Raw genomic sequence first — 13,975 nt, forward strand, 5'->3', positions numbered from 1 at the left:
CGCCCAGGTCACCGCCGTGTCGCCCACGCTGCTGCCCCATGTGCTGCGCCTGCCCAACTGGCTCTTCACACGCCTGGCAAAACGCATGCTGCAGATCGACGCCAAGGCCCGCTCGTCGATGTGGGACGACCTGGAAGCCGGGCGTGTGACCGAGATTGATGCACTCAGCGGGGCTGTGGTGAGGCTGGCGGCTCAGCAGGGGATGGAGGCGCCGCTGAATGCGCGCATGTGCGAGCTGCTGGGCGGCCCGCGCCAGCGCCTCACGGGTGCGCAGATGCGCAGTACGTTGGGGCTGTAGTCAGGCAACTGGAAGCGCGTGGTCCAGCGGCACACGCAGCCCGGTCTTCAGACTGGCCAGTGCGACCGATGTCCTGAACCGCTTGATGTTGTCATCCCCCTCAAACAGCCGCTGCGTCAGCGCTTCATAGTCGTCCATCGACGCCACGGTGACTACCAGCAGATAGTCCGCCTCGCCCGTCACGCCGTAGCACTGCTGCACAGCGTCCTCGGCAGCAATGCGGGCGCGCAGCGGGGCGGTGCGGTCGGGGCGCTCGTTCTCGAGGTGCACTTCGAGCACGATGGTCAACGGCTTGCCCACCTTCACCGGGTCCAGCACCGCCACGTTGGCGCGGATCACGCCGCTGTCTTTCAGCCGCTGGATGCGCCGCTGCACAGCGGGTGCCGACAGGTTGACCGCCTGCGCAATCACGCGCTGGGGCGTGGTGTTGTCGGTCTGCAGAATGTCCAGGATGGCGAGGTCAAAGCGGTCGAGGGCTGGGGTGGCGGGCATGGGGTGTCTCGTGGTGGTGAGCGAAAGTTGCACGCAGGCCCTGAAAATAGAGCAAAAAGCACACGTGGGTCGCACTATATTTTCACCGTATGAGCGCTTCCCTTCTCCAACGATTTTTCCCTTTTCTCGCCGTCCTGGGCTCTGTCACCGCACTGGGCATTGGCACCTCATGGGCCAAGCACTGGCTGTTTCCGGTGGTGGGGGCACAGGGCACCACCGCCGTGCGGGTGGGTTTTTCGGCCCTGCTGGTGCTGCTGCTGTGGCGCCCGTGGCGCTGGCATTTGTCGCGGGCGGATGCGCGCGCCATCGTGCTCTATGGCGCGGCTTTGGGCGGCATGAACCTCATGTTCTACATGTCGCTGCGCACCTTGCCTTTTGGCCTGGCCGTGGCCATCGAGTTCTCGGGGCCGCTGGCGGTGGCCATCTGGTCGTCGCGGCGCGCCGTGGATTTTGTGTGGGTGGCGCTGGCCATGGCCGGGTTGGGCATGCTGCTGCCGCTGGGTTTGAACGGCAGCACGCTGGACCCGGTCGGCGTGATGTATGCGCTGGGCGCGGCGGTGTTTTGGGCGCTGTACATCGTGTTTGGCAAGCGCGCCGGGCACCTGCACGCCGGGCACACGGTGTCTCTGGGCCTCTTGGTGGCGGCGCTGGTGGTGGTGCCGGTGGGCGTGGTGCACGCGGGGGCAGCGCTGCTGTCGCCAACCGTGCTGCTCATCGGCGTGGGCGTGGCTGCGGTGTCCAGCGCCATTCCGATCTCGCTGGAGATGATGGCCCTGAAGCGCCTGCCCAAGGAGGCCTTCGGCATCATGATCAGCATGGAGCCTGCGGTGGCTGCCGTGCTGGCCTTGATGCTGTTGGGTGAGCACCTGAGCGCCCTCCAGTGGCTGGCCATTGGCTGCATCGTGGCAGCGTCGATGGGCAGTGCGGCCACCGCCGCGCGTCCCACGGGTGGACGTTCAATTGAATCAAAAAAGATAGCTGCTAGCGCTTAGTGGATAAGCGCTAGAGCCATTTTTTATATCAAATCAGCCTGCTTATTTCTCTGGCGGGGGGCGGATGCTGTCGATCATGCCCTCCAGCCGCTCCACTTCCTCGTGCATCTTGGCATCGGCGCCCACCCGTGTTTCGACCGCGCGCACCAGCGGCATGATGAGCTGGCGGTAGGTGACGGACAGCGACAGCAGGGCGTCGACCATGCGCTGGCTCTGCGCCGCGTCGCTGTTCTGTGCGCTGGCATGCAGTGCCTGTGTGCTGGCCTGCAGCGCCTGCAAAGCCTGCGCGGTGGCGTCCAGGCTGGCGCGCATCTGCGCCTGCGTCTGTGTGGTGCCGCCTTGCAGGTGTTTGGCCAGTTCGGCCAGCGCAGCCAGTGACGGCTCCAGCCGCGCCAGCAGTGCGGCCTGGGCCTGCTGCTCGGCGGTGGGCGTGGGGCTTGCCATGTGCTGGGCGATGGCGGCCAGGGGCTGGGCCAGTTGCTCGCCCAGGTGCTGCGCGTTGTGGGCCATCTGCTCGGTGAACTGGCGCGGCTGCAGCGCATCCACGCTGCGGGCAATGTCCAGCAGGCCGCGCGTGACGCGAATGCTGGGGTCGTCCTCAGCGCCGCCCATCTTGCGCTGGCGTTGGTAGCCTTCGCAAATCTCCGTCCAGCGCGCGGCCTCGTCGGGCGTGGGGTTGCCGATCAGGTGGGCCAGCTGCAGCAGGTTTTCTTCGGCGCCGGTGGTCAGTGTCTGCGCTTCGCCGCGGTAGTGGTCGCGCAGCAGTGCGTCCAGTTCGTGGGGCTGCATCAGCGGCGTGACATGCGGCGCCAGCCGCGACATGTTGCGGTAGCTGCCCTGCAGGCGAAACGGTGGCGCCACACGGTAGCGGTCGTCCTGCGCGGCCGATGCGATGTAGGCCAGGTTCACCTTGAGCAACAGGTCGCGCACCGTGAACAGGCGCTGGAACAGGTTCTTCAGCTCATCCAGCTCGGCCGCGCTGTAGGGGTGGGCAAAGGTGGTGGGGTCGATGGCCTCGCCCTGTGCCAGACGCACCAGCAGGTGCACGTCCTTGGGTTCGCGTGCGGTCAGCGGCTGGGTCACCGGGTTGGCGGTCAGGCTGTTCTCCAGGTACGACAGCGCAAACACCGCTTCGCGGCCCGACAGCACATCGCCCAGGTTGTAGATGTCGGCCCGGTTGGCCAGCATGTCCGGAATGCGGAACACGTCGCCGGACTCGGTGTACGGGTTGCCCGCCATCACCACCGCAAAGCGCTTGCCGCGCATGTCCCAGGTGCGGGGCTTGCCTTGCCACACACCTTCGATGCGGCGCGTGCCGTCGGCTAGCGCGATGAACTTCTGCAGAAACTCGGGGTGCGTGTGCTGAATGTCGTCCAGGTACAGCATCACGTTGCTGCCCATGGCCAGGCCCAGATTCAGCTTTTCCAGCTCTTGCCTTGCAGCGCTGTTGGGCGCGGTGGCGGGGTCAATCGACGTGACGCCGTGGCCCAGGGCCGGGCAGTTGATGCGCACAAACACCAGGCCCAGCCGGTCGGCCACGTATTCCATGATCGTGGTCTTGCCGTAGCCGGGCGGCGAGATCAGCAGCAGCATGCCCATGCGGTCGGTACGGCTGGCATCGCCCGCAGCGCCAATCTGCTTGGACAGGTTGGCGCCAATCAGCGGCAAATACACCTCATCAATCAGCCGGTTGCGCACAAAGGTGGACAGCGGCTTGGCCTGGAACTGCGCCAGGTGCAGGCGTGCCTTCTCTTGCACCAGCAGCTCGTGGCGCAGCGCCTGCAATGCGTTGAAGCTGGTCACGGCATGCACGCGGTGGTAGCGCACGCGGCGCCAGAAGTCGTTCAGGTCGACGGCCAGCGTGCCCTCTGCGATGCGCACATGTTCGCTGCGCAGGCCGCGCACCGTGGCTTGCAGCGTGGCGTTGACGCGGTGGCGCGGTGCATCTACCGCCAGCAGCGTGGCGGCGTCATCAATGCCCGCCAGCAGCGCAGCCGTGTTCTCGGTTTGCGACTGGGCATAGGCACGTACCCAGTGGCGCGCCAGGCGCCAGCGCTCGGCGGGCTCGGCGGCAGTCAGGTCGCGCTGCCAGTTGGCGCGCAGGCCGCCGTGGTCCAGCGCGCGCTCCAGCGCCTGCGCCAGGTCCTGGCCTGCGCCGCTGACCACCCAGGTCGGCGGCAGGTCGGGCGTCGTTTCGCGCTCGGCCAGTTCGCGCACCAGGTAGGCTGCGGCGTCCATGCTCAACGTGGTGGCCAGGGCGTCGTGCTCGCTGGCAGTCAACGCGCCCGGTGTCGGCGCTATTCCGGGCAGCAGCTCGTGCAGCAGGTGCGGGAACTCGTTCGCAAAGCGGTGCAGCGCGGACCGGGCTTCATGCTCCAGCGCCTGCTGCGCATCGCGGCGGCCAAACAGCTGCGCAATGTGCGCCGCACTGCGCGCGCGGCGTGCCAATGACTGGCGGCCTTCTTCACGCAGGCCGTGCTGCCAGTACAACAACGCCAGCGCGCGTTCTGCCGGGCCATACACCAGCAGGCCCGCAGCGGCTTGTAGCGGTGCCAGCACCTGCACCACCCGCAGCGCATCGTCATCATGAATGCCGCGCTGGTAGCCTTCCTGGTAGCGGCCTGCGGCAAAGCGGCGCAGAGGCTCCAGCAAGGCGGCAGGCAGCGGGGCGTCTGGCGCCAGTTCGGTCAGTTGCACCAGCAGCTCGGCCCAGCCGGGCTCGGTGCTGCCGTTTTGCAGGGCGTCGATCCACTCCGCGCTCAGGTATTCAATGCGCGACAGGGCGGGCGTCTCGGACACCAGGGACTGGTCCCAATACGGGCGCAGTGCCAGCAGGCGTTCGTCGTGGGCGGGGGCCAAGTAGTCGGTGCCGGTGATCTGCCACGCCAGGCCGCCGTCGTGCGCGACCAGGGTCAGGTCCAGCGGCTGGCGGTTGACGGTGAAGCTGTGCGCGCCCAGGCGCAAACCGCTGGCCGCGCCTTCGCCCGATGCCAGCTCGCGCTGGTCGCGCACAGACCGCAGGGCCTGGTCGCGGGCGGTTTTCAGGCGCGTGTCAATGTCGTCGGCCGCCACGGCAGCGCCCAGGCGGCGCAGCTCGGCCACCTGCTCGCGCAGCTTGGCCAGCATGGGGTCGGCCGCAAAGTAGCTGTGCACCTGCGTGAGTTCGGTGAGCGCGGCCACGCGGCGCGGCACGCCGTCGAGGATGCGGCCCGTGGCATCGGCCAATGCCTTGGCGCGGCGCTGGCGCGCCTCCAGCAGGCTCTGGCGGCGGGCCGACAGCGCTTCGTATACCGACTCGCGCTTGGTGGCGATGTCGTCCAGAAACTCTTCCTGCTCGGCAAAGCGGGCTTCGATGTCTTCGAGCTGGGCCAGCAGGCGGGTCAGCGCCTCGTCGCACTTCTCGGGCGTGTCGGCCAGCTCCAGCGCGTTTTCTACCGCCTGGCCAAACAGCTTGAACTGCGCGCCAAATTCGGCCCGCTGCTCGGCCGCACCCAGCGACCGGCGGCGCAGGCGCGCGTCGGCCCGCAGGCGGTTGATGTCTGCATACAGCAGTGCAATGCGGTCCAGAATGGCCGTGCGCTGCACCGCATCGCCACCGGGCAGGCTGCCCAGTTGCTCGCTCAACAAGTCCAGTCCGGCGGCTTCGTCATCCAGCACCGTCAGCTGTTCGGCCAAATGTGAGGCGGTAGCGGCCAGGGGCAGGGCGGCTGCCACCTTGTCCAGCGCCTGGCGCTGTCCGTCAAATGCCTTCTCGTCTGCCAGGAACTGCATGGCGCGCTCGCCCACGCGCTGCTGCTCGTCCGTCAGCGCCTGGGCCATCGCGTCGATGGCCGTCAGGTCGGCATAGCGCAGCTCGCGCAACAGATGCAGCTCGCCCTGGCGCTGGCGCAGGCGGTTGAGGGCCAGCACAAAATCGTTCGGGCTGCGCCACATCTGGCTCGCAATCACCGTCATCAGCTCGCGCTGCTGGCCTTCGGCCTTTTGCATGGCGCGGGCGGTGTCCTGGCGGATGCTCTCTACCTTTTCAAACTCGCCCAGCGTGGCCTGTGCCGCCTGCTCGATGGCGGTCAGGTCGGCAGCGGCGTTCTGCACCTCGGGCGCATCCAGCCAGAAGTAAGCGTCGCGCGCACGTAGGCACTGGCGGATCAGGTCTTCATACGCTGTGCGGGTGGGCACCTGTTCGCGCACGGTGCGCGCAATGCCCAGCAGGTCCGAAATACCGCGCACCAGGTCGGCATTGCCCACCCGGCCAAAAAAGCCGGTGCCCGCAGGCTGGCGGCTGGCGTGTTCTTCGGTCGCAAACGGGGTGCGCCACAGCTGCATCGGGTGCACCCGCGTGGCCTCGCCGCGCGCGGCCTGGAACACCAGCATGCGCCCGTCCGGGAACTTGCTGTAACCATCGGCCAGTATGGGCGGTGCGAGCGACTTTTCGATCAGGTTGTAAGTGAACAGGGCATAACAGCCCGCGTCCAGCGTGGCGGGGCTGCCCTGCGGCGGCGGCACGGTGCCGTAAAAGATGTACGCCACGTCCTCGCCGTTGGGCGAGCGCTTCATGCGCGTAAAGCGCAGCTGTTCGGTCAGCTCGGGTGGCAGGTCAAAGCGCTTGTGTTCGCCCGACTGCAGGTAGTACCCACCGGGGAAGATGATGCCGTGGTCCTCCGGCAGCTGCATGCACGATGCGCCAATGGCGTCGATGCGCACCACCTGGCGCGTGCGCTGGTTGAACACCAGGTAGCGCGTGGTGTTCTCGCGGTAGGGCCGCACCTGCAAAAGGATGAGCAAGCCCAGCTTGGCATACGCGATCTCGGCGTCGCCCAGTGCCTGGTTGGGGTCGTCCACCGGCTCTTCGTACAGCCCCAAGCCGGTCTCGGTGTTGTTCTCGATCTTGAGGGTCAGCGTGCCGCCTGTGGTCTCCACAAACAGCGTGTCCAGCACGTTGAAGTGCGGGTGTGCGCCGCCCACGTGGTTTTCGCGGGTGAGGGGCGTCCAGGCAAAGTCGTGGCTGGGCGGCGGCGTCAGGTCGCGCTCGCCGCGGTTGTCCACGTATTTGAGCGTGCCATCGCTCTCGCGCCGCCAGCGAAACACGCGAATGTCCTGCGCCTGCTGCCCGATCTGAAACGCAGCCAGCAAAAACTCTGGCGTGGGCCGCAGCACCTGCAGCGTAGCCTGCTTGTAGTAGGTGTACAGCTCGTTGAAGTCCGCTACAAAACGCGGGTCATCCAGAAAGCTATCGGTCAGTGGCACCTGCACCAGCTCGTCGCTCTCGGGCTGCCCGTTGGCGTCGTGGTGGGCCAGCTCGTACAGCGCAAACACGTCCTCCACCCGCGTCTCGCGCTTGAGGCCCATGAACACGTTGTAGCCAAACAGCAGCCGGTTGCCGCCGATGTAGGCCAGGTCGCGGGCCACGCAGTTGTGCTCGGTGCGCGCGCGCAGGCGCATCAGCAGTTGCTGGTCGCGCTGGCCAAACTGCCCGATGCGGGCCGCGTTGAGCGACTGCGCCTTGGCCAGCAGCTGGTCGCCTTGCACTTCAAGGCGCTTTTTCAGCAGCTCGTAGCTGCTGCTGTTGGCCACGCTGGTGTCTACAGCGGCGCCAGCGGCGGCGTTGGCGTCGTCTGCCGATGCGGGGGCGAATGCCTTGGAGTTCATGAATTTAGCGGCTCGGTGGCGCGGATGAGGGCCAGGACTTCGTCACGGTGGGGCTGCTCGGCCAGCCATTGGCGGATGCGCAGCACCTCGTCCATGCAGGCATCGCCATGGCGCTGCCGCAGGGCCAGCATGCGGGTGGCCTGCAGGCGTTCGTTCTGTATGCGGCGCTGGCCGCCGTCGGACAACAACGTATCCAGCTGCTCGGCCAGGCCCCGATGCACCAGCGCCTGCCATTCGCCACGGTCCAGCCACAGGTACTGGCAGGGCCCGCAGCGGTCGACGCGAAACGCGCCTTGTGCGTCCACCGCCAGGCGCTGCATCAGCCGTGCGCAGGCCGGGCAGGCGCGCGCGTGCCCTTGGTCTGCGGGCATGTCGGCGACCCCTGTTGCGTCTGCGCTTGTGGCCCCATCAGCAGAGCGGCTGCGCCACCGGCGCCAGTCGTCCATCTGCAGCAGCACGGCGCCGCAGTCGGGGCAGGCGGCTGCGGGCAGTCCTTCTTCCAGGGCGACGTTCGTCAATGGGGAGCGGCTGGCGCAGCTGCAATGCAGTCGTGTGGTCATGGGATGAATTGCTATGCAAAGAGGAGCTGGTAGCGCTTGATTTAATTGGGCTTCAGATGGAAAACTATCTGAAACCCTTTGAATTCAAGCGCTAGCAGCTATGGTTTTATTTGCGAAAGGTCTGCATCAGTTGTTGCAGCGCCTGCTTTTGGCTGTCGGTGCCGGTGCTGGAAATCTTGGCCAGCAGGGCCGATACGCTCAGGCTCTGCAGCTCACTGGCCGAGCTGCCGGCCGCCCCCAGGATCTGCTTGACGTCCTCCACCACGTCGCGCTCGCCGCTCAGCTGGTCTTTGAAGGCCACCTGCAGCGTCTGGCTCTTGTTCACTGCGGCGTCAATGCCCTTGCCGACAGACAGTGCGCGCACAAAGCTGTCGAAGTAGTCGCCCTGGCCGCCCACGATGTCGATCTTGGCGTTTTGCAGCGCCACGCCCAGCACTTCGGCCTGCTCCTTGGCGATGGCGGTTTGCGCGTCGATGCCCTTGATGGTCTCGGCGTGCGCGCGCTCCAGGCGCATGCGGTATTCCTCGTGGTCCCGCGTCTCGGGGCTCATCGCCTTCATGGCTTCAAACTTTTCCTTCAGACCGCGCGCTTCGGCGTTGAACTTCACGTCGATGTTGTGCGCTTCGGCATCGCCCATCTTGGCCAACGCTTCGGCATCGGCGGTGCGCACATGCGCTTCTGCGTTACCGATCTTTTCCTTGCCTTCGGCTTCGGCGTCAAAGCGGGCGCGCATGCCGGTGGCTTCCGCCTGCGAGCGGGCTTCGATCACATGGGCTTCTGCGCGGCCTACCTTTTCCTTGCCGGTGGCTTCGGCCTCCAGGCGGGCCAGTTGCGCGCCTGCGGCGGCAATCTGCACCTTGGCATCTGCCAGGCCGGGGGCTGCCGACAGGGCCTCGATCCCTTCGGCGTCGCGCTTCTTGGCTTCGGCCTCGCGTTCGGCGACCTTCAGGCGGGCGTCGGCCAGCACCAGTTCTTCAGCCGCCTTGTGGCGCGCCTTGCGCTCCTGCGCTTCGGCGGTCTTCACTTCCATGATGACCTTCTCTTCGGCCGCGGCTTCTGCGCCAATCACGATGGACTTGCGGGTGCGGTCGGCCTCGGCCACTTCACGCACTTCCTTGATGGCTTCTTCCTGCTCGGCCACAGTACGCTCGACCACGATGCGCTCGCGCACCACGTCGGCAATGGCCTTCTTCTGGATTTCAACGGCCTTGTCTTTTTCGATGCGCTGCAGCGTCACTTCCTTTTCGCGGGCGACGATCTCCAGGTCCTGGGCGCGGGTCACGCGCTCTTGCTCAATCACCACCGCGCGCTTGCGGTTGTTCTCGGCCACTTCCTTTTCGCGCAGCACGTTTTCTTGTTGCACGGCCAGTTGCTGTTCAGACTGCAAACGCGCCATTTCAGAGCGGGTGCGCTCTTCGGCCTGGATCTTGGAGGTCTCGGCTTCTTCCCGGGCCTTGACGGTGGCCACTTCGCGGGCCTGGCGGGCGGTGGCGTCGGCCTGCTGGCGTTCCAGCTCCAGCATGGCTTCCTGCGTCTCCACGTTCTTCTTCTTGATCTGCATTTCCTCGTTGCGGCGCAGCTCGTTGGTCACCACGTGTTCGGTGGCGGTGAGCTGGGTGATCTTCTTGATACCTTGCGCGTCAAGGATGTTGTTGGAGTCGAGCTTGGACAGCGGCGTTTGCTCCAGGTAGTCAATGGCCGCGTCTTCCAGCACATAACCCGACAGGTCGTCGCCAATCTGCTCGATGATCTTGTCGCGAAAACGGTCGCGCGCCTGGTACAGGTCCACAAAGTCCAGCGACTTGCCGGCCGTCTTGAGGGCTTCGGAGAACTTGGCAGAGAACAGGTCTTCCAGAATCTCGTGGTTGGAGGCGCGCGCACAGCCAATGCCCTGCGCCACGCGCAGAACGTCTTCAGCGGTCTTGTTCACCCGCACGAAGAACTTCACCTTGATGTCGGCGCGGATGTTGTCCGCACAGATCAGGCCCTGGTCGCCCGACCGGTCGATCTCGATCGTCTTGACCGAGATGTCCATCAGCTCGGCCTTGTGGATGATGGGGTAGACCATGCGCCCGGTGAAGGTGACTTCAGGCTCGGCGCGCAGGGTGTTGATGATGAGTGCGTGGCCCTGTTCCACCTTGCGGTAGAACTTCGCGAACATGGCGAACATCGCCAGGATCAGGAAGACGATGACGCCAACGGCAATCAGGATGACCATGAGGGATTGCTGCATGAGAACGCTTTCTGGTGAAAGGGTTGAAAAGAAAATGGAAAGAGATAAAGAGGAGAAACCGGGCAAGCGAAGGCGCTGGAACGCAGAACGCGCCAGCGTGCATCACGCCGGTGGCAGCGGCATAACCAGGTAGCGGTGCGTGCCCGCGTCGTATTCGGTAATGAGCGCGGTATCGCCGCGCTTCAGGCTGTTGGGGCTGGGCGACCACACACGGATGTTGATGCTGGCGCCGCGCTGCGCCACCTCGGCGCGGCCCTGGCGCTCGTCCACCGTGCCCGTCAGCACCCGGCAGGTCTGGCCGACCAGCGACGCGTTGCTTTGCGCGTTGTGGTGCACAAACAGCCCGCGCAGCGGCCGCACCAGCCGCGCCGTGATGACGATGGACAGCGCGAACGCCACCACCAACACCACTAGGCCCACCAGCCACTTCAGGATGTCGGTCGGCACCCAGGCCAGCACGGTGACGCCCGCCAGGAACGACAGCGTCCACCCCACCAGCACCAGCAGGCTGACCACAATGGAAAACGGCACGCCATGCAGCCCGAAAGCCACCACGTAGCTGGCAATGGTGCCCATGTCGTCCACGCTGGCGTCGGCGTGGGCTTCAATATCCAGGTCGATGCCGCTGGACTCGAAATCCACCATGCCGATGATGGCCAGCAGCCAATACACCAGCACCACGCCCAGCAGCACGGTGTAGATGGCGGTCGGAAAAGCCGTAGCCGCCGTTAAGAGACTGGCAAACATGAAGATCCCCCCTCGTTGTGTGTTGTGTTCTGGTCGAGGAAAACGCAGAACCGGACTTCTTATTTTTTCTTGGGTGAAGACGCGCTGTTCTTTTTCTTCTGCGCGTTCTGCACAAACGCGATCAGCTCGCGTGTCGCCGCCTCTTTGATTCCCAGGCGGTCATCGGGCGCAAGGCCGTAGCGCTGCGCCAGCAGTTCATAGTCAGCCGTGTCCAGCGACACCGTGAGGCGCGGCCGTTTGGGCCGTGCAGCCACCGGCAAGTCGAGCACGCTGCGGATCTGCGTCGATGTGGACACATTGGCATGAAAGGCCGCCACGCGGACTGCCTCCATCACCGCCTCTTCCACATCAAACGCCACCTGCACGGCGCGCAGCGCGGGCTCCGAGCCCTGCCACCGCGCGGGTTTGCGCGGTGCGGGGCTCATGGGTTTTGTGTGGACGCTGGCGCGGGCAGGGCGTTGGGTGCGGCTGCAGTAGTGCCCCCGGCCTGGCGTGCCCGCAGGCGTTCCATCACCTTGGCGGCGCGTGCCTTGTCGTTGTCGCCAATGCCCGCGTCTGCCAGCTTGCGCTCTAGCGCGCGGTGGCCAAACTCCTGGTCCAGCTGCTCAGCCGCGGCCATGCGGTCGGCCAAGTCCTCGTGCCGCTTCTTGATGCGCTCCAGCGAATCGCGAGCGCTCGTCAGTTGCGAGCCCGTGGCGCCAATGCTTTCCGAAATGCTCTGCGTGGCGCGGTAGACGCTCTCGGTGGTCTTGGCAATGCCGATCTCGCGCTCGTGTTCGCGCACACGGCCCTCGGCACTGCGGATCAGGTCCTTCAGGCGCGACACCTGCATGGCGTAGCTCGCGTGCGCCTGCGTCTGTTCGGTCAGTTCGCCTTCCAGCGCCGCCACGCGCTCGGCCACTTCCAGCGCCAGGCCTTCGTTGGCCTTGTCCAGCGCCTGCACGGCCATGTCTTCGTGGCGCAGCATGTCGGCCTTGATGCGCTCAATGTCGCGCGCCGTCTGCATTTGCTTGGCCATCACACCGGTGAGTTCCGTCTTGGCCTCGTTGATGCTCGCCTTGGCGTCGATGATCTCTTGTTCATAAATGCGCGTGGCGTTGCCATCGACCACGCTCTGGCCCAGTTCGCGTGCGCTGCCGCGCAGCAGGGTGACTAGCTTCTTGATGACCGACATGATGGTTCTCCTGTCACAGTCGAAAAATCACACAAAGAGAGAGAAGGGCGGCGACCGCGCGCTTCAACGGATAAACGAATAGAAAGAAAGTAAGTAGGCAGCGCCTCAGCGCAGAAACTCGGCCAGCGCATCCAGCGCATCCAGCGCGTTGTCGCTCAGCACGGCAACCTCGTGCGCAACGTCTTCGGCGCGCGCCGCACGGGCCAGCGCACCCACCAGTACAAAGCGCCCATCCACGCGCCCAAAGGCAGACAGCGGAACGGAGGGGTTCAGGTCCAGCAGGGCTTCCATCAGCTCGGCGCGCCGCTCGGGGCGCACATCGGCGTCTGTCCACAGGTAGCACAGGCAGATGATCTGCATGTCCGAGCAGGTCACAAAGATGGGCAGCTCATCGCGCCCCTCAATGCTGACCTGCACCACCGGCACATCGCCCGCAATGGGCTGCAACTGCACCGCTGCACCGCCCATGAGCGCGGAGGTCAGCGTGTCCAGGTTGTTGAGTTGTTCCAGCAAAGTGGGCACAGCGTCTCCTTCATCACACGGGTGGGACAGGCGGCCGGGGAAGGTTCGTGTGCCTGCATGGGTGGGGAGAATAGGTGCATCGACATATCATGTCAACGTATTCGTTTGTCACCAATTGCAAGCGCGGTGTGCGGCAAATGGCAGATGCTGCTTTTTGTGTCGGGCTGTTCAGGCGGCTGCGGCCAGTTCGCTCCACGCATCACCCAGCGCCTGCGCCTGCGCCTGTGCCAGTAAAGGCGACAAAGGTGGCGTTGGGCAGCGCATCGCGCAGATGCTGGGCGTAACCCACCTGGTAGTGTTCCCGCGTGTGTTCCGCCGTGTTGGCTGCAGCGCCCGCCCGGTAGGTGGGCGGCGCAAACTCGGCACGGTATGCGGGTGCGGTGCCGCTGCCTGTGGTGATGGGAATTGCTACTATATTTGTAGCTGTTAGCGCTTGTGTATCAAGCGCTAGGGCCTGATTTGGCTTGAAATTTTCCTTGCGCACCTTCAGCCGCGCCTCAAACCCGTACTGCGTGCGGTGCGCTTCGTCGGCAATCACCACGATGTTGTGGCGGTCCGACAGCATGGGGTAGCGCGGCATGGATGGCCTTCACTTCGGGGAAGTAAATCGTCTGATGCGTGGTGCCTGACGCAAAACGCAAGAAACTATTTCGCTCGCCCAACAATATGTACTTGAGAAAGCGGTAGTCAAGTTTCGGCCCGCAAACCCAGTTCACAAAGTCCTGGCTGGTTGCCATGGGGACTCCCATCACCACCACATAGCCTACAGACGCAGTGCGCGACAAGCAGACGGTATCTCGCGGAAGGATGCGAGCAGAGGAGTTCCTAATGCCAAGTTCGTTGGTGTACTGAGCTGTCTCAAAGATCTTCTGCCCATGATTTCCCGTGGCGTCCCGTATACCAATCCAAGGAACATTTCCACCCCAATACTCAGGATGCTTACGGCTGGGCGTGTGCCCAGTTTCTAGGCGAGCAACATCCGTCAACAACGTCCACGCCCAACCATTTGCAAGTGGGGTCCCGGGGTTGCCGACTGAGATTGCAAAGTCCCCCGGGACCACACCGGTGGTCGCCGCGCGACCACCTGTTTTGGATTCCAGCGGGCGCTCAGAACTCATACCCTAGCCCCCCCAACTTCTGCCGAATCACCGCATCCAACTCCGCGCCTTTGGCCATCTGCTCGCCCAGCTTCTCCGTCAGCTTGACCATCTTGTCGGCAAAGGCTTCGTCGTCGTCCTCCACCGCCTCGGCGCCCACGTAGCGGCCGGGGGTGAGTACGTGGCCGTGCTGGGCGATTTCGGCCAGGGGGAC

The 13,975-nt window shown here is 65.1% G+C and carries 11 protein-coding genes and 2 pseudogenes; 2 read left to right on the top strand and 11 right to left on the bottom strand.

What is annotated here, in order from left to right; translation table 11 throughout:
* Nucleotides 1-298 (top strand): ketopantoate reductase C-terminal domain-containing protein (locus tag ACK4OE_RS22840; RefSeq protein WP_409888418.1); only part of this gene is annotated, 298 nt, incomplete at its 5' end.
* Here ACK4OE_RS22840 and ACK4OE_RS22845 read toward each other — a convergent pair.
* Complete coding sequence (locus tag ACK4OE_RS22845) at nt 299-790, bottom strand: Lrp/AsnC family transcriptional regulator (protein WP_409888419.1); 492 nt, start codon at nt 788-790, stop codon at nt 299-301. It lies immediately after the preceding gene.
* Between the two features lie 89 nt (nt 791-879).
* Between ACK4OE_RS22845 and ACK4OE_RS22850 the strand changes: the two genes are divergently transcribed.
* Nucleotides 880-1,782, top strand: coding sequence for an EamA family transporter (locus ACK4OE_RS22850; protein ID WP_409888421.1), 903 nt, complete (start codon nt 880-882; stop codon nt 1,780-1,782).
* A gap of 42 nt (nt 1,783-1,824) precedes the next feature.
* Here ACK4OE_RS22850 and ACK4OE_RS22855 read toward each other — a convergent pair whose 3' ends face one another.
* The 10 genes and pseudogenes from ACK4OE_RS22855 to ACK4OE_RS22900 form a co-directional block, all read right to left on the bottom strand.
* The gene (locus ACK4OE_RS22855) at nt 1,825-7,428 is read right to left on the bottom strand and encodes a DNA repair ATPase (RefSeq protein ID WP_409888423.1); all 5,604 of its coding nucleotides are present in this window, start codon (nt 7,426-7,428) and stop codon (nt 1,825-1,827) included.
* Nucleotides 7,425-7,988: a zf-TFIIB domain-containing protein gene (locus ACK4OE_RS22860; RefSeq protein ID WP_409888425.1), complete on the bottom strand. Its 564-nt coding sequence runs from the start codon at nt 7,986-7,988 to the stop codon at nt 7,425-7,427. Before ACK4OE_RS22860 ends, ACK4OE_RS22855 begins: the two co-directional genes overlap by 4 nt.
* Before the next feature lie 106 nt (nt 7,989-8,094).
* On the bottom strand, nt 8,095-10,221 hold the full coding sequence (locus ACK4OE_RS22865) for a hypothetical protein (protein ID WP_409888427.1): 2,127 nt from the start codon (nt 10,219-10,221) through the stop codon (nt 8,095-8,097).
* Nucleotides 10,222-10,323: 102 nt separating this feature from the next.
* Nucleotides 10,324-10,968: a ubiquinone biosynthesis protein gene (locus ACK4OE_RS22870; RefSeq protein ID WP_409888428.1), complete on the bottom strand. Its 645-nt coding sequence runs from the start codon at nt 10,966-10,968 to the stop codon at nt 10,324-10,326.
* A gap of 59 nt (nt 10,969-11,027) precedes the next feature.
* The gene (locus ACK4OE_RS22875) at nt 11,028-11,393 is read right to left on the bottom strand and encodes a hypothetical protein (RefSeq protein WP_409888430.1); all 366 of its coding nucleotides are present in this window, start codon (nt 11,391-11,393) and stop codon (nt 11,028-11,030) included.
* On the bottom strand, nt 11,390-12,142 hold the full coding sequence (locus ACK4OE_RS22880; RefSeq protein ID WP_409888432.1) for a PspA/IM30 family protein: 753 nt from the start codon (nt 12,140-12,142) through the stop codon (nt 11,390-11,392). Before ACK4OE_RS22880 ends, ACK4OE_RS22875 begins: the two co-directional genes overlap by 4 nt.
* Nucleotides 12,143-12,247: 105 nt before the next feature.
* Nucleotides 12,248-12,664: a YjfI family protein gene (locus ACK4OE_RS22885; RefSeq protein ID WP_409888434.1), complete on the bottom strand. Its 417-nt coding sequence runs from the start codon at nt 12,662-12,664 to the stop codon at nt 12,248-12,250.
* 223 nt (nt 12,665-12,887) lie between these two features.
* A pseudogene (locus ACK4OE_RS22890) lies at nt 12,888-13,235 on the bottom strand (type I restriction endonuclease subunit R); the annotation flags it as partial.
* Nucleotides 13,162-13,782: a restriction endonuclease subunit S gene (locus ACK4OE_RS22895; RefSeq protein WP_409888436.1), complete on the bottom strand. Its 621-nt coding sequence runs from the start codon at nt 13,780-13,782 to the stop codon at nt 13,162-13,164. The gene ACK4OE_RS22895 and the pseudogene ACK4OE_RS22890, both read right to left, overlap by 74 nt.
* Nucleotides 13,772-13,975: pseudogene (locus ACK4OE_RS22900) on the bottom strand (SAM-dependent DNA methyltransferase); the annotation flags it as partial. The gene ACK4OE_RS22895 and the pseudogene ACK4OE_RS22900, both read right to left, overlap by 11 nt.

The organism is Acidovorax sp. (assembly GCF_046314175.1).
Taxonomy (GTDB): Bacteria; Pseudomonadota; Gammaproteobacteria; order Burkholderiales; family Burkholderiaceae_C; genus Acidovorax.